This window comes from Microbispora sp. ZYX-F-249 (genome assembly GCF_039649665.1).
Taxonomy (GTDB): Bacteria; Actinomycetota; Actinomycetes; order Streptosporangiales; family Streptosporangiaceae; genus Microbispora; species Microbispora maris.
The window spans coordinates 513,143-530,543 of sequence record NZ_JBDJAW010000001.1 but is presented as its reverse complement, the minus strand read 5'-3'; the positions used below and the strand labels follow the sequence as shown (position 1 = coordinate 530,543).

Genomic DNA, 17,401 nt, shown 5'->3' with positions numbered 1-17,401 from the left:
AGAAAGGAGTGGTGATGCCGGAGACAACCGGTGACCGGCCGACCGGCGCGGTCGAGCTTTCGATAGGCGGCATGACCTGCGCGTCGTGCGCCAACAGGATCGAGCGCAAGCTCAACAAGCTGGACGGCGTGACCGCGACGGTCAACTACGCCACGGAGAAGGCCAAGGTGACCTTCCCCGTGGACCTGGACCCGCAGGCCCTGGTGGCGGAGGTGGAGAAGGCCGGATACACGGCCAGGCTGCCCGAGCCCCCGAAGCCGGAGCAGGCGCCCGGGGAACCGCCGGACGAGCTCGCCTCCCTGCGCACCCGGCTGCTCGTCTCCGTCGTGCTCGCCGTCCCGGTGATCGCGCTGGCGATGATCCCCGCCCTGCAGTTCACGTACTGGCAGTGGCTGTCGCTCACGCTCGCGGCCCCGGTCGTCGTGTACGGCGGCCTGCCGTTCCACCGGGCGGCCTGGACCAACCTGCGCCACGGCACGGCCACGATGGACACCCTCGTGTCGCTGGGCACGATCGCGGCGCTGGGCTGGTCGCTGTGGGCACTGTTCCTGGGCGAGGCGGGCACCCCAGGCATGACCCACCCGTTCGCGTTCACGATCGAGCGCAGTGACGGCTCCGGGGACATCTACCTGGAGGCCGCGGCCGGGGTCACGGCGTTCATCCTGGCCGGGCGCTATTTCGAGGCCCGCTCCAAGCGGCGCGCGGGCGCGGCCCTGCGGGCGCTGCTCGAACTCGGCGCCAAGGACGTCGCCGTCCTGCGCGACGGCGGGGAGGTGCGCGTCCCGGTCGGCGAGCTCGCGGTGGGCGACCGCTTCGTCGTACGGCCGGGAGAGAAGATCGCGACCGACGGTGTGATCGAGGAGGGGACCTCGGCGGTCGACGCCTCGATGCTCACCGGCGAGTCGGTGCCGGTGGAGGTGCGGGCCGGTGACGCGGTGACCGGCGCGACGGTGAACGCGGGCGGCCGGCTGGTCGTGCGGGCCACCCGGGTCGGGTCCGACACCCAGCTCGCGCAGATGGCGCGGCTGGTCGAGGAGGCCCAGACCGGCAAGGCCGAGGTGCAGCGCCTGGCCGACCGCATCTCCGGGATCTTCGTGCCGATCGTCATCGCGCTGTCGGTCGCCACGCTCGGCTACTGGCTCGGCACGGGCGAGGGCGCCCAGGCGGCCTTCACCGCCGCGGTGGCGGTGCTGATCATCGCCTGCCCCTGCGCGCTGGGCCTGGCCACGCCGACCGCGCTGCTGGTCGGCACCGGCCGCGGCGCCCAGCTCGGCATCCTGATCAAGGGCCCCGAGGTGCTGGAGTCGACCCGCGCGATCGACACGGTCGTGCTCGACAAGACCGGCACCGTCACCGAGGGGAAGATGACGCTCGTCGACGTCGTGGCCGCCGAGGGGCAGGACCCCGAGGAGGTGCTGCGGCTGGCCGGGGCACTGGAGCACGCCTCCGAGCACCCGATCGCGCAGGCGATCGCGCGGAGGGCCGCCGAGCGGGTGGGGGCACTGCCGGAGCCGGAGGACTTCGCCAACGTCGAGGGCCTCGGCGTCCAGGGCATCGTGGACGGCCACGCCGTGCTGGTGGGACGACCCGCGCTGCTGGCCGAGTGGTCCCAGCACCTGCCCGCCGACCTCGCGCGGGCGCTGGACCAGGCGCAGGCCGCCGGCCGTACGGCGGTGGCGGTCGGGTGGGACGGCAGGGCCCGCGCCGTGCTGGTGGTGGCCGACACCGTCAAGGCCACCAGTGCCGAGGCGATCCGCGACCTGCGCGCGCTCGGGCTCACCCCGGTGCTGCTGACCGGCGACAACGAGCGGGTCGCGCGTACGGTCGCGGCGGAGGTGGGCATCGACGAGGTGATCGCCGAGGTGCTGCCCGCCGACAAGGTCGACGTGGTGAAGCGGCTGCAGGCCGAGGGCAGGACCGTCGCCATGGTCGGCGACGGGGTCAACGACGCCGCCGCGCTCGCCCAGGCCGACCTCGGCCTCGCCATGGGCACGGGCACCGACGTGGCCATCGAGGCCGCCGACCTGACCCTGGTCAGGGGCGACCTGCGGGTGGCGGCCGACGCGATCCGGCTGTCGCGGCGCACGCTGCGCACGATCAAGGGCAACCTGTTCTGGGCCTTCGCCTACAACGTCGCGGCCCTGCCGCTGGCCGCCGCCGGGCTGCTGAACCCGATGATCGCCGGGGCGGCCATGGCGTTCTCCAGCGTCTTCGTCGTCAGCAACAGCCTGCGCCTGCGGCGCTTCCGCTGAGAGGTTTCACGGCCGGGTCGTCCACAGCCTGTGGACGACCCGGCCGCGGTCGTCATGACACGGTCCTCAACGACGCAGGCGGTCGCGGGTCTCCTCGGTCACCTGCCGCAGGACCGGCGCGATCTCCGGGTGCTCCGTAAGGACGTCCTCGATCCGGGCCCGCCAGGCGGCGACCTCGGCGGACAGCGCGTCCTCGTGCGCCCGGCCGGCCCGCGGAGCGTCGTCCCGTCGCAGGCGCAGCCGGGTGCGCTTCAGATCGAGCTCGTACGTCTGCCCGAGATGGCGGCCGAGCGTCTCACCGAGCCACCAGTAGGCGTCGTCCGTCGCGGCCGCGACGAACACTCTCGCGCTCTCCCACGCGACACGTTCCCTGTGGATGACGGCCACGACATCGACGGTACGTCCGGGCGTCCCCGCAGGCAATGGCCTGTCCACTCCGGCTCTTGGTGCTCCGCCGGGAGCGCTCTGGGTTTGTCACAACCGATGTTCGGATACGAAGAGTGACGATCGAACACGATTAGTGACATCCGAGATGAGGAATCTTCATGCGCCGCCCTATTCGCCTTCTGTCCCTGGCCGCCCTGACCTGCGCGGGCCTGCTCGCCACCGCCCCCGCGTACGCCGGGTGCGGTTGTGACGCGCCGCAGGCCGCCGCCGAGCCCACGACCGCCCTCGACGTCGACGCCGGCCTCAACCTCGGCCTCGGCCTCGGTCTCGCCGTGGACCTGGATGTGGACCTCGGCCTGGACGCGCAGGTGGGCGGGGGCGCGGGGACCCTGGGCTGCGGCGCCCCCCGTGTGGTGCGCGCGTGCCGCTGACGGGCCGGGCGTGACCCGGCCCGCGCCGGGTCACGCCATTCTCGAAACCTCGCGGGCGATTGGACCGCCCGCGTGCAGATGGCGGGCCGTGCTCCTACAGTGAAAGGATGACGAGCACCCAGAGCGAGCAGCGGGCCCCCGGCGTCCTCGACGACAAGATGTGCTTCGCGCTCTACGCGGCCTCCCGCGCCGTCACCGGCCTCTACCGGCCCCTGCTCGACGAGGTGGGCCTCACCTATCCGCAGTTCCTGGTTCTGCTGGTCCTGTGGGACGGCCCCGCGGAGGGGGTCACGGTCAAGGAACTCGGCGCCGCGCTGCACCTCGACTACGGCACGATGACGCCGCTGCTCAAGCGCCTGGAGGCGAACGGCCTGCTGCGCCGGGAGCGCCGCGCCGACGACGAGCGCACGGTGCAGATCACGCTGACCGAGCAGGGCGCCGGGCTGCGGGAGCGCAGCGACGGCATCTTCGCCTCGGTCGGCGACGCGATGGCGCTCGAACCCGAGGAGTTCACCCGCACGCTCGCCACACTGCGCCGCCTGACCGAGAACGTCACGGCGTACGCGAACCGGCGGGGCTGACCCTCTCCTTCCATCGCCCGCTCTGCCGCGCACCCGATTACATTGCGCACAACTTAATTGTCGGCTAGTGTCTAGCGCGTACCAAGAAACCGGTTGCGGAACCGCAGCGGAGAACAGAAGGAGCGCGCCATGGCGTACATCACGGTCGGCCAGGAGAACAGCACCGACATCGACCTGTACTACGAGGACCACGGCAGCGGGCAGCCGGTCGTGCTCATCCACGGCTACCCCCTCGACGGCCACTCGTGGGAGAAGCAGATTCCCGCCCTGCTCGGCGCCGGCTACCGCGTCATCACCTACGACCGCCGCGGCTTCGGCCGGTCGAGCCAGCCCACCGTCGGCTACGACTACGACACCTTCGCCGCCGACCTGAACACCCTCCTGGAGACCCTCGACCTGCGCGACGTGATCCTCGTCGGCTTCTCGATGGGCACCGGCGAGGTCGGCCGCTACCTCGGCACGTACGGCTCGGCGCGGGTGGCCAAGGCCGCGTTCCTTGCCTCCCTGGAGCCGTTCCTGCTCAAGACGGAGGACAATCCCGAGGGCGTCGACGGCAGCGTGTTCGAGGGCATCTCCGCCGCCGTCGCCAAGGACCGCTACGCCTATTTCACCGAGTTCTACAACGCCTTCTACAACACCGACGAGAACCTCGGCACGCGCCTCAGCGAGGAGGTCGTCCGGGCCAACTGGAACACCGCGGCCGGCGCCTCGTGGTACGCCTCGTCCGCCGTCGTCCCCACCTGGCTCACGGACTTCCGGGCCGACATCCCCAAGATCGACGTCCCCACGCTGATCGTGCACGGCACCGCCGACCGCATCCTGCCCATCGAGTCCACCGGCCGCCCCTTCCACCGGGCGCTTCCCCAGGCCGAGTACGTCGAGATCGAGGGCGCGCCGCACGGCCTGCTGTGGACCCACGCCCAGGAGGTCACCGACGCGCTCATCGCCTTCCTGGCCAAGTGACGCCCGGGCGGGATGGGCCTTCCTGAGATCGTCGCGACGTGTTAACCCCCGCGTCCGTTTCACGGAAGGAGGGGTTCAGGCCGGAGGAATGGGATCACATGGCCTGCCGAATGCACCGAAAGGTACGTCTGTGAGTTCCTCCCTCTCCCGCCGCGATCTCATCCGCTCGGCCGCCGCCGGTGGTCTCGGCATCGCCATCGCCGGCAGCATCGAGGCGATCGCCGGTCCCGCCGCCGCCCAGGCCGCCCAGGCGGGGATCGGCAAGACGACCGGGTACGGCCCGCTCGTCGCCGACCCCGCCGGTCTGCTCGCCCTGCCGAAGGGCTTCTCCTACAAGATCGTCGCCCAGGCCGGCAAGACCGTGCTGGAGTCGGGTGAGCCGACCCCCAGCGACGCCGACGGCACCGGCTGCTTCCGCGGCCGGGACGGCTGGGTGCTGGTGAACAACCACGAGATCGGCGGCAACGAGCCCTACGGCGTGCCGCCCCTGCCCGGCCTGACCTACGACCCGGGCGCGAAGGGCGGCACGACGACCATCGAGGTCGACAGGAACGGCGACCGGGTCCGCGAATACGTCAGCGTGGCCGGCACCCACAACAACTGCGCGGGCGGCATCACGCCGTGGAACACCTGGCTGACCTGCGAGGAGACCGAGCAGCGGGCCGGCGGCGCGTTCCAGAAGGACCACGGCTACGTCTTCGAGGTCGACCCGTTCGACCGCGAGGCCAACAGGGACCCGGTGCCGCTGAAGTTCCTCGGCCGCTACTCCCACGAGGCCGTCGCGGTGAACCCGCGCAACTCGGAGATCTACCTGACCGAGGACGCGGGCGGCCCCAACGGCCTGTACTTCCGCTGGACCCCGCCCCACGGCTTCCGCGGCCGCAAGGGGGCCCTGCGCGCACTGGCCCTCGGCCCGGGCGGCGACACGGCCGGGAAGCTGCAGGCCATGCGGTGCCGCAAGGGCAACAGGCACATCGCCGACCTGTCCGAGGCGACCCAGCCGGGCACCCGCTACAAGGTCGAGTGGGTCGACGTGCCGGACCGGGACGCCAAGACCACCTCGGTGCGCAAGCAGTTCGCCGACGACCAGGTCACCCGCAGCCGCAAGCTGGAGGGCGCCTGGTGGGGCGACGGCGGCGCGTACTTCGTCGCCAGCTTCGCGCGGCACGACGACGGCAGCGTCAACGAGCACGACGGCCAGGTCTGGTTCTACGACCCCGAGTCGGAGACCGTCACGCTGAAGACCATCTTCGGCGTCAACCCCGACCCGGAGCAGGACACGAACTACGACGGGCCGGACAACATCACCGTCTCGCCGTACGGCGGCGTCATCCTGGCCGAGGACGGCGAGGGCCTGTCGCACCTGGTCGGCGTCACCGACAAGGGCGCCCCCTACCCGATGGCCCGCAACGAGCTCAACGACAGCGAGTTCACCGGCCCGACGTTCAGCGAGGACGGCCGCATCCTGTTCGCCAACATCCAGAGCCCCGGCTACGTCTTCGCGATCACCGGCCCCTGGACCCAGAAGCACGACGGCCACGGGCACGGGCACCACTGATCCGGCGGGCGTCTCACAGGAGGAGGGCGGCCAGCGCGAATCCGGCGGCGGCGGCGAGAACGCCGAGGACCAGGCTGCCGAGCGCGTTGAGAGAGGCCTCCAGGACCGAGCCCTCCTCCAACAGGCGTACGGTCTCGAAACCGAACGTGCTGAACGTCGTGAGCGCGCCGCAGAAGCCGGTGCCGAGCAGGGTGACCGCGTCGGCGGACAGCCCGACGCCGTCCCGTGCGCCGATCAGCACCCCGAGCACGAGCGACCCGGCCAGGTTGACCGACAGCGTGCCCCAGGGGAACACGCTGTCGTGCAACCGCTGGACCAGCCGGTCGGCCAGGTAACGGGCGGGCGCGCCGACCACGCCGCCGAGGAACACCAGAAGGAGGATCACCGGTCGGCACGCCCCACGTAGCGGTAGACCTCCACGGGATCGACGATCACCAGGCCCTCGGTCACCAGCTCGTCCAGCTCGGCCAGGAACGCGCTGATCCGCTCAGGGACGTCCACGATGACGACGGCGACGGGCAGGTCCTCGCCGAGCGACAGCAGGCGGCTCGTATGGATGCGCGAGGAGGCGCCGAAGCCCTCGACGCCCCGGAAGACGCTCGCTCCGGCCAGGCCCATCGCGTGCGCCCGGTGCACGATCTCGGTGTACAGAGGCCGGTGCCGATACTGGTCGCCCTCCCCTATCAAGATCGTCAGTCGCTGCGCCGGGCCGTGGAGTCTCATACGTCGTCCCCCTTGCCGCGCCGCCGTACGGGCAGGCCCGCCAGGGCACGGGCGAGGACGATGCCGCACCAGACGGCGGCCGGCCCGGCGGCCAGGCTGCTCACGGCGTACACGGCGGCCGTGGGCCACGCGCCGCGCGACCACCTGTCCACGATCTCCACGGCGAAGGTGGAGAACGTCGTGTATCCGCCGCAGAAGCCGACCCCGAGGAACGGACGGACGTAGCGGCGCGGCGGCCAGACGTCCAGGACGAAGACCATGAGGGCCCCGAGCGCGAGGCAGCCGGTGACGTTGGCGGCGAACGTCCCCCAGGGGAACCCGGTGGGCGGCACGGGGAACGCCAGGCCGACCAGATACCTGGCCACGCTGCCGATCCCGCCGCCGAGTGCGATCACCGCGAGGACGTCCCAGGTCCGGTGGCGGGCGGGAGCCGCCTGCGGACGGAACACGCCGGGCCCGGAGTGGGCGCGCTCGTCGCGGGGGTCCGCGTCCGGATCGGCGGGACCCGTCCCCGCGGTCCGGTCGTGGGAAGCACGGCCGCTCATGGGCTCCTCCTTCCCGCCCCTGCCGTCGGAGCACCCAGTTTAGGTTCCGCCCGGGCGCCTCCTTGCCGACCCTAGATCCGCCCTGGGGCTTAGCGCCCTGGTCACCGACGGTATGAGCCAGGACGAAAGCCACGATCGTCAGGGGGGAACAGCCACTCATGGAAATGCCCGTCGTCAACCGTTGCGAGGCCACCTCGTGCGCGTACAACCGCGACCGCATGTGCCACGCCACCGCCATCACGGTCGGGGACGCGTCCCACGCGCACTGCGACACGTTCTTCACCGCGCCCGCGCCGGGAGGCGACCAGGGGACGGTGGGCCGGGTGGGCGCCTGCAAGATGTCCGACTGCCGGCACAACGTGCAGCTGGAATGTCAGGCGCCCGGCATCGACATCGGCTACTCCCAGGACGAGGCCGACTGCCTCACGTACGCACCGGCGTAGCGCCTCCGCCCTCACAACGAACCGGAGCGAAGCGGGCGATGGGGTTGACCAGGTCGCCGGCCGTCTGCAGCGCGGCCGACGGGTCGGCCAGGTCCACCATCTGCCGGTTGTTCCGCAGTTGCAGGCGGTTGAGGCACGACAGGGGATGCGTCTCGGCGAACAGGTCGTGGCGCCGGAACCGCTCCGCGAGGTGCGGGACCGACCGCTGGTAGGCCGTCGCGCACTCGGCGACGGTCCGCCAGAAGGCCTCCTCGTCCAGCACCCCGCCCGTGGCCAGCACGGCGTTGAGGAAGCGCAGGAAGCAGTCGAACACGTCGGTGAAGATCGACAGGAGTCGCTGTTCCTCGGGCACCTCGGCGCGGATCCGCCGGACCTCGGGCGGCAGGTCGGCGTCCGGGTCCATCACCACGATCTCCTCGGCGATGTCCTTGAAGATCACCCGCTCCACCGCGCCGCCGTCCAGGACCAGGATGACGTTCTCGCCGTGCGGCATGAACGCCAGGTCGTAGGCGTAGAAGGCGTGCAGCAGCGGGACGAGGTAGGCGTCGAGGTAGCGTCGCAGCCACACCTCGGGGGCGAGGCCCGACTGCTCGATCAGGGCCGCCGCGAACGACCGTCCCTCCTCGTCGGTGTGGAGCAGGGAGGCCATGGTGGCCAGGCGCCGGCCCGGCTCCAGCCCCGCGACCGGGCTCTCCCGCCACAGCGCCGCCAGCATCTTGCGGTACGGCGAGTGGCGGTCGGTGGCCGCCTCGTAGCGCGGGTTGCGGTAGCCGACGGCGGCCCGCTCGCGGATGATCGTCAGCCGGGTCGCGCGGAGGACCTCGTCGGCCGCGATCAGGCCGGCGAGCCAGTCGTTGATCGCCGGGGTGCCCTCCATGTACGCCGCGGACAGGCCCCGCATGAAACCCATGTTCAGCACCGACAGCGCCGTCTTGACGTAGTGCCTGGACGGCGCGCTCGCGTTGAAGAACGTGCGGACCGACTGCTGGGCGAGGTGCTCGTCGTCGCCGGGCCCCAGGCAGACCAGCCGTCGCTCGGCGACCTCCGCCGCGAACGTCACCGAGATCCTGTTCCACCACTGCCAGGGATGCACCGGCACGAGCAGGTAGTCGGCCATGTCGAGCCCGAGACCGGCGAGCGTGCCCGCGAAGCGGGCCAGGACCTCATCGCCGAGTTCCGCGCGCATCAGCCGTTCGTAGTCGATGTCGCGCGAGCAGGTGAACGTCGTGTGGTCGCGGTGGGCGGCCAGCCAGATCAGCCGTACGGGCGCGGCGGCCTCGGGAGCGTACCGGTGATGGTCGTCGATCCCGTAGCCGATCCGGCCGCTGTTGGCCACGAAACACGGGTGGCCCTCGGTCATGGCGGCCTCGATCTCCTGGAAACCGGCCTTGGCCAGCTCGGCCGCGCCGGCCGGCCGGCGGCTCAGCTTGTACGCGAGGCTCGCCAGCGTCGAGGTGATCTCCTCCAGGTAGACCGGCAGGATCTCGTCGCTGAGCCCGAGCGCGCCGCGCATCTCGGTGACGAACTCCAGCGCGTCGAGCGGCAGGACCTCGCCCGAGGCCCGGTGACGGGTGACCTCGCCGATGTGCCAGTGGTCGAGGGACATCACCGTCGCGGTGAAGCGGTACTCCACCCTGCCGGAATCGTCGCGCACCGCCCACCGGCCGTCGCCGAGCGGACGCGGAGTGAGCAGCCGCTCGTGGGCGAACTCGGCGAGCGCCTTGCGCACCAGCCGCCGGTTGGCCTTCTCCCACAGCTCCGGAGTGAGGTGGGAGACCGCCTCGATGGGGTTCACGCCGTCGCCTCCCCGGGCGCCGCGAGGAACGTCGCCGCCAGGAACCGCTCGCGGGTGCAGAAACTCAGCAGGGCGTCCTTCTCCGGCTTGGCGACCATGCCGGCGACCTCGAAGCCGACGGCCGCGTTGAGCGCGTGGACCGCCGTGTTGCGCACGTCGGGCTCGACCACGACCCGCCGGGTCGCGGGATCGGCGAACAGGAACTCCATGACCGTCGTGATCACGGCCCGGGTGAAACCGTGCACCGGGGTGCCGGCCGGCGCGCACAGGAAGTGCATGCCGACGTCGCCGTCCCGGGCCTCGTAGAGCCCCGCCAGCTCGACCCGGGCGGGGTCGTAGCTTTCGGCCAGGAACGCCGGGCGCCCGTTCACCAGCCCGAGGAACGCGTCGCGGTGCGGGTGACCGACGATCTCGCGATACTCCTTGGCCACGTCGGCGACGGTGGCGTCCCGCATCATCCAGAACACCGCCTTGGGATGGGTCACCCAGGCGTGCACCGTCGGCGCGTCGGCCTCCGGGTCGAGGCGGCGTACGGCGAGCTCGCCGACCCGCTCATCGTGGCGGCGGAACAGGAGCGCGCTCATGCGACCACGCCCTCGGGCGCGCCGAACTCCTGGAAGGCGACGGCCTTCTCGATGGGGTAGTACTCGCGCCCCAGGATCTGACTGATGATCCACGAGTTGCGGTACGGGCCCATGCCGAGGTCGGGGGAGGTGACGCTGTGGGCGTGGGCGGCGCCGTTCTGCAGGAAGATCCCCCGGCCGGTGACGTCGATGCTGTAGTTCCTCGCCACGTCGAACCGGCCGTGGCGGTCCCACCGGATCCGGTCGCGTACGGGCTCCAGGAAGGCGGGAGGCTCGTAGCGGTAGCCGGTGGCCAGCACGAGTCCCTGGGTGACGAGCGTGTAGTCGCGCTCCTGCTCCACGTGGCGCAGCCCGAGCGTGTACTCGCCCCGGCCGGCGTCGTAGGCCGCCTCGCGCAGCTCGGTGCAGGTCAGCAGCCGGGTGGGGATCGGGCCGCCGACGGTCTTGGCGTAGAGCAGGTCGAAGATGTCGTTGATCAGCGTCGCGTCGATGCCCTTGTAGAGGCACTTCTGCTCGGCTTCGAGGCGGTAGCGGGTGTCCTCGGGCAGCGCGTGGAAGTAGTCCACGTATTCCGGGGACGTCATCTCCAGGGTCAGCTTGGTGTATTCCAGCGGGAAGAACCGCGGGGACCTGGTCACCCAGTTCAGCCGGTAGCCGCGCGTGTCGACGTCGGCCAGCAGGTCGCGGTAGATCTCGGCGGCGCTCTGCCCGCTGCCGACGACCGTGATGCTCTCCTTCGCCTGAAGCGCGGCCTTGGCGTCCAGGTATCCGCTGTTGTGCACGAGGTCGCCGCCGAGGCCGCGGCAGGCTTCCGGCACGTGCGGCGGGGTGCCGGTGCCGAGCACGAGGTGCCGGGCCCTGTGCTCTGTCTCACGGTGCTCGGTCTCACGGTGCTCTGTCTCACGGTGCTCGGTCTCACGGTGCTCGGTCTCCTCGCCGTTCTCCGTCACCGCGCGCACGACGTAGTGCCCGTCGGTCTCGTCGTACGTCACCGAGGTCACGCGGTGGCCGAAGCGGACATTGCCCAGCCGCCCGGCGGCCCAGCGGCAGTACGCGTCGTACTCGGCCCGGAGCTGGTAGAAGCTCTCGCGGATGTAGAAGGGGTAGAGCCTGCCGGTCTCCTTCAGGTAGTTCAGGAAGGAGTACGGCGAGGTCGGGTCGGCCAGCGTGACGAGGTCGGCGATGAACGGCGTCTGCAGCGTCACGGAGTCGAGCATCATCCCGGGGTGCCAGGCGAAGCCGGGCCGCGCCTCCAGGAACACGCCGTCGAGCTCGGCGATGGGCTCGGTCAGGCAGGCCAGGCCCAGGTTGAACGGCCCCAGCCCGATCGCGACGAAGTCATGCGTGGACATGCGTGACTCCCGGATGGTCGGCGGGCGGGGCGAGCTCGTCCACGTAGCGCCGGGCGTGCCCCGCGAGGAGGTCGAGGACGTGCGCGATGTCGTCCAGCGTGGTCTCGGGGTTCAGCAGGGTGAACTTCAGGTAGTGGCGGCCGTCGACCGTGGTGCCGGCGACGACGGCCGCGCCGGAGGCGGCCAGCGCCTCGCGGGCGTACAGGTTGGCGTCGTCGGCGAGTTCGCGGCCGGGACCTTCCGGCGGCAGGTAGCGGAAGACCAGCGTGCTCAGCTGCGACCGCGTGACGACCTCGAACCGCGGGTCCGCCGTGATCAGGGCGTGCGCCTCGGCCGCGCGGTCGACGACCTCGTCGAACAGCTCGCCGACCGCGTCCGGGCCCATCGTCCGCAGCGTCAGCCAGAGCTTGAGCGCGTCGAAGCGGCGGGTGGTCTGCAGGCTCTTGTCCACCTGGTTGGGGATGCCCCGCTCGGCCATCCGCAGGGGGTTGAGGTAGTCGGCGTGGTGGGCCGTGTGGCGCAGGACCGCGCCATCGCGCACCAGCACGGCGCTGGAGCTGACCGGCTGGAAGAAGGACTTGTGGAAGTCGACGGTGACCGAGTCGGCCCGCTCGATCCCGTCGAGCAGGTGCCGCCGTCTGCGGGAGACCAGCAGCCCGCAGCCGTAGGCCGCGTCCACGTGCAGCCACGCCCCGGCGGATTCACACAGATCGGCGATCTCGGGCAGGGGGTCGATCGAGCCGAAGTCGGTGGTGCCCGCGGTGGCCACCACGGCCATGACCACCAGCCCGGCGCGGCGGCAGCGGTCGAGCTCGCGGGCGAGCGCGGCCGGCCGCATCCGCCGCCGCGCGTCGGTCTCCACGGTCACGACCGCGTCCGGGCCGAGGCCGAGCAGGTTCGCCGCCTTGCGGACGCTGAAGTGCCCGGCCTCGGAGGTGATCAGGCGCAGGCGCGCCGGCGAGGCGGCCGTACGGGCCTCCTCGCGGGCGAGCAGCAGGGCGTGGAGGTTCGACTGGGTGCCGCCGCCGGTGAAGACACCGTCGGCGGCGGGGCCGAAGCCGATCCGGCCGGCCGTCCACTCGATGAGGCGGCGCTCGATGAGCGTGCCGCCCGCGCTCTGGTCCCACGTGTCGAGCGAGGAGTTCACCGCCGACAGGACCGCCTCGCCCAGCAGCGCGGGGATCACCACGGGACAGTTGAGGTGCGCCAGGTAGCGGGGGTGGTGGAAGTAGACGGCGTCGCGCAGGTAGACCCGTTCGAGCTCGTCGAGGACGGCCGCCTGGTCGCGCAGCGGCCGTTCGAGGTCGATCGCGGCGATCCGCGGCGCGAGCCGTTCGGGGGACACGCCGCTGAACGGCCGGTCGGCGCGCCGGATCCGCTCCGCCACGCGCTCGGTCCCGGCGGCCATCGCCCGCCGGTATCCCTCCACCGTGCGGTCGTTGAACAGGTACGCCCGCGCGGCCCCGGCATGGGGGTAGGTCATTGTCATCCTTACCGTGAAAGTTAGGTTAGGCAAACCTAACTTGTGAGAGTCGGCACGTGTCCCCGGGTGGTTTCTCCGGCGTGTGGTCAGCCGAGCTTCTTGGCGTCGCGGATCGCCGTCGCCAGGTTCTCCAGGATCGGGGCGGCTCCGGCGTACGAGAAGCGCGGCACGGGGTCCCATCCGACGACCTGGCCGGCCTTCACGGCCGGCAGCTTGACCCAGGCCGGCTTGGACGTCAGGTCCTTGGGCTGCAGCGCGGTGCTCCGGTTGTCGAGCAGGATCAGGTCGGCGTCGTACTTGTCGGCGTTCTCCCAGCTCAGGTTCTCGTAGTAGCCGCCCTCGCCGGGCTTTTCCGGCTGGACGATCTCGACCCCGAGCTGGGCGAAGTACATGAGGTCGGTGTTGACCTGCGGGTTGGACACGTACAGCACGTCGGGGCTGCCGGAAGCGGCCAGGACCTTGATCCCGGGGTTGTCCGCGACCGCCTTGCGCACGCTCTCGGCGGCGGCCTCGAACCTGGCCTTGGCGTCGGCGACCTTCGGGGCCTTCAGGTCCGCCCCGAGCGACTCGGCCAGCGCGGCGTAGCGCTCGATCGGCTGGGTCATCGGGACACGGGCGGCGCTGACGGCGACGGCCGGGGCGAGCTGGACGATCTTTTCCTTGCTCTCGTCCGGGACGTACCACAGGGCGCCGGGGTCGTACATGTGCGTGACGAGAAGCTCGGGGCGCAGCCCGGCGTACTTCTCGATGTTGAACTCGCCCCAGACGTTGCCGAGGATCGTCACCTTGTTCACGTCGAGGTCGCCGGCCTGCGGGTCGGGCGAGCCGTCGGCGCGCTTCGTCTCACCGAACACGCCGACGATCTTGTCCTGCACCCCGTAGTCGGCGAGCGCCGCCGCCGCACCGGTGAACGCCACGACCCGCGACGGGACGGCCGCGGCCGTGACCGCCTCCTTCCTGTCGTCGGTGAAGGACCACGACGCCGCGCTCCGACCCGCCGTCGCGCCCTGCCCCTCGGCGGAGGGCGCCGGGTCGCTCGACCCGCAGGCGGCGAGCGCCAGCGTGAGGACGGCGGCTCCGCCCGCCGCAAGGAGACCGCGGCGGGGCATGGTGATGTTCAGGTTTCGCACGGTTCGTCTTTCTCTCGTGGGGCACGGGTTCTGCCGACGCCGCCCCTTGGGGTTGATCGCTAGTTAGGTTACCCTTACCTAAGTTCTTGTCCAGAGGGGCGATGAAATTCGTCCCCGGCCCCCCACCGGAGCAGGTCGTGGTCGTCACAGAGTCCTCGCAGATCAGCAGGCCTGCGCGGGCGCCCGGAAAACGCGCGGAAAACGGCCGGCGCGCGGCGGCGCTGCTGGGCTCGGCGATCGCGCTGGCCGCCGTCCTCGTGCTCAGCCTCGGGCTCGGCGCCCGGCAACTGTCGCCGGTGGAGGTCTGGCACGGGCTCGTGGACGCCGACTCGGCCGCCTACACGGTCGTCCACCAGATGCGGCTGCCGCGCACCCTCCTCGGGCTGCTCGCCGGCGCCGCGCTGGGGGTCGCGGGCGGCGTCATGCAGGCGCTGACCCGCAATCCGCTGGCCGACCCCGGGCTGCTGGGGATCAACGCGGGCGCCTCGGCCGCGGTGGCCACCGCCGCGGGACTGCTCGGCGTGGCGTCGTTCCAGGGCCGCGTCTGGTTCGCCCTGGCCGGCGCGGCGGCCGTGTCGGTGCTGGTCTACGCGGTGGGCGGCGGACGCACGGCCACCCCGGCCCGGCTGGCGCTCGCGGGAGCCGCCGTCAACGCGGCGCTCTACTCGTACGTGAACGGGACCATGCTGCTCGACTCCGCCTCGCTGGAGACCATGCGCTTCTGGACCGTCGGTTCCCTCGCCAGCGCGCAGGGCGGCACCGCGGCCATGATGGCGCCGTTCATCGCGGCGGGGCTGCTGCCGGCCATGGCCCTGGCCCGGCCGCTCAACGCGCTCGCGCTCGGCGACGACTCGGCGCGCTCGCTCGGCGCGCACCCCGCCCGGGTCCGCGCGGGGGCCATCGTCGCGGTGACGCTGCTGTGCGGGGCGGCGACGGCGGCCTGCGGGCCGATCGTGTTCGTCGGGCTCATGGTGCCGCACCTCGTCCGGGCGCTGACCGGCCCGGACCAGCGCTGGATGCTCCCCTGCTGCGCGCTGCTCGCGCCCGTGCTGCTGCTCGGCGCCGACGTACTCGGGCGGCTGGTGGCCCGGCCCGGCGAGCTGCAGGCGGGCATCGTCACGGCGGTGCTGGGCGGCCCGCTGTTCCTGTACTTCGTGCGGAGGAAGGTCCGGGCATGAGCGAGCGAATCGGTGAGCACGCCGTGCTGCGCTGCGGAGTCACCTGCGCGCCTCCGGCACGGCGAAACTCCGAGCCGGCGGGCGAGGAGGCGTCATGAGTGTCGTTCGGCCGGTGACCGCCGGCCCCGTGATCGTCCGGCCCAGGGCCGTGGCCGTGGGAGCCGGCTGCCTGCTGCTCGCGGTCGTGTTCGGCGTGCTCGCGATCGGCGGCGGCGACTACCCGATGAGCCCTTCCGACGTCGTACGCACCGTGCTGGGCGGCGGCAGCCCGGCCGAGGACTTCATCGTGCACGGGCTCCGGCTGCCCCGCGTGGTCACCGCGCTGCTCGTGGGCGCCGCCCTCGCGCTGGCCGGCGCGGTCTTCCAGTCGCTCGTACGCAACCCGCTGGGCAGCCCCGACCTGCTCGGGTTCACCCAGGGCTCGGCGGCCGGGGCGCTCCTCGTGGTCGTCACGGGCGGGAGCAGCGCGGCGCTCGCGGGCGGCGCGGTGGTCGGCGGCGTCGTCACCGGAGTGGTCGTCTACGCCCTGGCCTGGCGCGGCGGCCTGCACGGGCACCGCCTCGTGCTGGTGGGCATCGGCGCCACCGCGATCCTCACCGGCGTCAACGGGTACCTGCTCACCCAGGGGCGCCTGATGGAGGCGGCGCGGGCCATGCTGTGGCTCACCGGCAGCCTGGACGGGCGCGGTTGGGAGGACGTCGTCCCGCTGCTCGCCGCGATGGCGGTGCTGGCGCCGGTGGTGCTGCTCGGCTGCGCGCGCCCCCTGGCGATCACCGAGATGGGCGACGACCTGGCGCGCGGCCTCGGCGTACGGGTGCAGGGCATGCGCCTGGTCCTGGTGGGGGCGGCCGTGCTGCTCACGTCCCTGGCGGCGGCGGCAGCCGGGCCCGTGTCGTTCGTCGCGCTCACCGCCCCGCACCTGGCCAGGCGGATGACCGGAACGCCCGGGCCGAACCTGCTCGCCGCGACGTGCACGGGCGCGGCGCTGCTGACGGGCGCCGACCTGGCCGCGCAGCGGCTGTTCGCCGGCCACCAGCTGCCGGTCGGGGTGGTGACGGGGGTGCTCGGCGGCGGTTACCTCGTCTGGCTGCTCGCCGCCCAGCGGAAGGCGGGACGGATATGACCGAGACCATCGTGGACGGGAAGGCAACGGCAGGCATGCACGAGGACGGGCCGCGTCTGAGCGGCAGCGCGCTGACCCTCTCCTACGACAAGAGGGTCGTCGCCGAAGGCCTCGACGTCGTCATCCCCGACCGGTCCTTCACGGTGATCATCGGGCCGAACGCCTGCGGCAAGAGCACGCTGCTGCGGGCGCTGGCGCGCACGCTGCGGCCCGCCGCCGGGACCGTGCTGCTCGACGGGCGTGACATCACGTCCCTGCCCGCGAGGAAGGTCGCCAGGACCCTCGGCCTGCTGCCCCAGACGTCCGTCGCGCCCGACGGCATCACGGTCGCCGAGCTGGTCGGCCGCGGGCGCTATCCCCACCAGCGGCTGCTGCGCCAGTGGTCGGCCGACGACGAACGGGTGGTGCGCGAGTCGATGGAGGCCACCGGGGTCGCCGACCTGGCCGGGCGCCTGGTCGACGAGCTGTCCGGAGGGCAGCGCCAGCGCGTGTGGATCGCGATGGCACTGGCCCAGGAGACGCCGCTGCTGCTCCTGGACGAGCCGACGACCTACCTGGACATCGCCCACCAGATCGAGGTCCTCGACCTGTGCGCGCGGCTGCACGAGGAGCGCGGCCGCACGCTCGTGGCGGTGCTCCACGACCTCAACCACGCCGCCCGCTACGCCAGCCATCTCATCGCGATGCGCGACGGCCGGGTCGTGGCCGCCGGCGCGCCCGGAGAGGTCATGACCGCCCCCCTGGTCGAGGAGGTCTTCCGGCTGCCCTGCCGGGTGATCGACGACCCCGAGACCGGCACTCCGCTGGTCGTCCCCGCCGCCCGCCGCCGCGCCGGGTCCGTGGCGAGGGCCGCGTCGTGAGCACCCCGGCGCC

Annotated in this window: 18 protein-coding genes; 9 read left to right on the top strand and 9 right to left on the bottom strand. The window is 72.1% G+C overall.

Annotated features, from left to right (window positions below):
* The first annotated feature begins 14 nt into the window (after positions 1-14).
* Complete coding sequence (locus AAH991_RS02445; RefSeq protein ID WP_346223823.1) at positions 15-2,252, top strand: heavy metal translocating P-type ATPase; 2,238 nt, start codon at positions 15-17, stop codon at positions 2,250-2,252.
* Positions 2,253-2,318: 66 nt separating this feature from the next.
* On the opposite strand, the gene AAH991_RS02440 is transcribed toward AAH991_RS02445, so the two are convergent.
* The gene (locus AAH991_RS02440; RefSeq protein WP_346223821.1) at positions 2,319-2,639 is read right to left on the bottom strand and encodes a hypothetical protein; all 321 of its coding nucleotides are present in this window, start codon (positions 2,637-2,639) and stop codon (positions 2,319-2,321) included.
* Positions 2,640-2,797: 158 nt separating this feature from the next.
* Here AAH991_RS02440 and AAH991_RS02435 point away from each other — a divergent pair, with 158 nt between their 5' ends.
* From AAH991_RS02435 to AAH991_RS02420, 4 genes are all read left to right on the top strand, one after another.
* Complete coding sequence (locus AAH991_RS02435; protein WP_346223820.1) at positions 2,798-3,070, top strand: hypothetical protein; 273 nt, start codon at positions 2,798-2,800, stop codon at positions 3,068-3,070.
* A 107-nt stretch (positions 3,071-3,177) separates the two neighbouring features.
* The gene (locus AAH991_RS02430) at positions 3,178-3,651 is read left to right on the top strand and encodes a MarR family winged helix-turn-helix transcriptional regulator (protein ID WP_346223819.1); all 474 of its coding nucleotides are present in this window, start codon (positions 3,178-3,180) and stop codon (positions 3,649-3,651) included.
* Between the two features lie 129 nt (positions 3,652-3,780).
* Entirely contained in the window at positions 3,781-4,614 is an 834-nt protein-coding gene (locus AAH991_RS02425; protein WP_346223817.1) for an alpha/beta fold hydrolase, read from the top strand.
* 130 nt (positions 4,615-4,744) lie between these two features.
* Positions 4,745-6,172, top strand: coding sequence for an alkaline phosphatase PhoX (locus AAH991_RS02420; protein WP_346223816.1), 1,428 nt, complete (start codon positions 4,745-4,747; stop codon positions 6,170-6,172).
* Positions 6,173-6,185: 13 nt separating this feature from the next.
* On the opposite strand, the gene crcB (AAH991_RS02415) is transcribed toward AAH991_RS02420, so the two are convergent.
* Genes crcB (AAH991_RS02415) through crcB (AAH991_RS02405) form a run of 3 tightly spaced genes read right to left on the bottom strand, consistent with a single transcriptional unit; the run spans position 6,186 to position 7,440 of the window.
* Positions 6,186-6,557: a fluoride efflux transporter CrcB gene (gene crcB / locus AAH991_RS02415; protein WP_346223815.1), complete on the bottom strand. Its 372-nt coding sequence runs from the start codon at positions 6,555-6,557 to the stop codon at positions 6,186-6,188.
* Positions 6,554-6,895, bottom strand: coding sequence for a DUF190 domain-containing protein (locus tag AAH991_RS02410; protein ID WP_346223814.1), 342 nt, complete (start codon positions 6,893-6,895; stop codon positions 6,554-6,556). The genes crcB (AAH991_RS02415) and AAH991_RS02410 overlap by 4 nt, the downstream gene beginning before the upstream one ends.
* Complete coding sequence (gene crcB / locus AAH991_RS02405) at positions 6,892-7,440, bottom strand: fluoride efflux transporter CrcB (RefSeq protein WP_346223813.1); 549 nt, start codon at positions 7,438-7,440, stop codon at positions 6,892-6,894. Before crcB (AAH991_RS02405) ends, AAH991_RS02410 begins: the two co-directional genes overlap by 4 nt.
* Before the next feature lie 158 nt (positions 7,441-7,598).
* On the opposite strand from crcB (AAH991_RS02405), the gene AAH991_RS02400 reads away from it, so the two are divergent.
* Positions 7,599-7,883 (top strand): DUF1540 domain-containing protein, encoded by a 285-nt coding sequence (locus AAH991_RS02400; RefSeq protein ID WP_346223812.1) that lies wholly within the window; start codon positions 7,599-7,601, stop codon positions 7,881-7,883.
* Here AAH991_RS02400 and AAH991_RS02395 read toward each other — a convergent pair.
* The 5 genes from AAH991_RS02395 to AAH991_RS02375 form a co-directional block, all read right to left on the bottom strand.
* Entirely contained in the window at positions 7,864-9,678 is a 1,815-nt protein-coding gene (locus AAH991_RS02395) for an IucA/IucC family protein (protein ID WP_346223811.1), read from the bottom strand. The two genes, AAH991_RS02400 and AAH991_RS02395, sit on opposite strands and share 20 nt — an antisense overlap.
* Positions 9,675-10,262 (bottom strand): GNAT family N-acetyltransferase, encoded by a 588-nt coding sequence (locus tag AAH991_RS02390; protein WP_346223810.1) that lies wholly within the window; start codon positions 10,260-10,262, stop codon positions 9,675-9,677. The genes AAH991_RS02395 and AAH991_RS02390 overlap by 4 nt, the downstream gene beginning before the upstream one ends.
* Positions 10,259-11,614 carry a lysine N(6)-hydroxylase/L-ornithine N(5)-oxygenase family protein gene (locus tag AAH991_RS02385; RefSeq protein WP_346223809.1) on the bottom strand — a complete coding sequence of 452 codons (1,356 nt, stop codon included), beginning with the start codon at positions 11,612-11,614 and terminating at the stop codon, positions 10,259-10,261. The genes AAH991_RS02390 and AAH991_RS02385 overlap by 4 nt, the downstream gene beginning before the upstream one ends.
* On the bottom strand, positions 11,601-13,097 hold the full coding sequence (locus AAH991_RS02380; protein ID WP_428833918.1) for a pyridoxal phosphate-dependent decarboxylase family protein: 1,497 nt from the start codon (positions 13,095-13,097) through the stop codon (positions 11,601-11,603). The genes AAH991_RS02385 and AAH991_RS02380 overlap by 14 nt, the downstream gene beginning before the upstream one ends.
* Before the next feature lie 86 nt (positions 13,098-13,183).
* On the bottom strand, positions 13,184-14,227 hold the full coding sequence (locus AAH991_RS02375) for an ABC transporter substrate-binding protein (protein WP_346223807.1): 1,044 nt from the start codon (positions 14,225-14,227) through the stop codon (positions 13,184-13,186).
* A 101-nt stretch (positions 14,228-14,328) separates the two neighbouring features.
* Between AAH991_RS02375 and AAH991_RS02370 the strand changes: the two genes are divergently transcribed.
* The 3 genes from AAH991_RS02370 (at position 14,329) to AAH991_RS02360 (ending at position 17,388) form a co-directional block, all read left to right on the top strand.
* Positions 14,329-15,405 carry a FecCD family ABC transporter permease gene (locus AAH991_RS02370; protein ID WP_346223806.1) on the top strand — a complete coding sequence of 359 codons (1,077 nt, stop codon included), beginning with the start codon at positions 14,329-14,331 and terminating at the stop codon, positions 15,403-15,405.
* A 94-nt stretch (positions 15,406-15,499) separates the two neighbouring features.
* The gene (locus AAH991_RS02365; RefSeq protein WP_346223804.1) at positions 15,500-16,528 is read left to right on the top strand and encodes a FecCD family ABC transporter permease; all 1,029 of its coding nucleotides are present in this window, start codon (positions 15,500-15,502) and stop codon (positions 16,526-16,528) included.
* A complete protein-coding gene (locus AAH991_RS02360; protein ID WP_428833917.1) occupies positions 16,525-17,388 on the top strand; it encodes an ABC transporter ATP-binding protein in 864 nt (287 codons plus the stop codon). Before AAH991_RS02365 ends, AAH991_RS02360 begins: the two co-directional genes overlap by 4 nt.
* Positions 17,389-17,401: the final 13 nt, after the last annotated feature.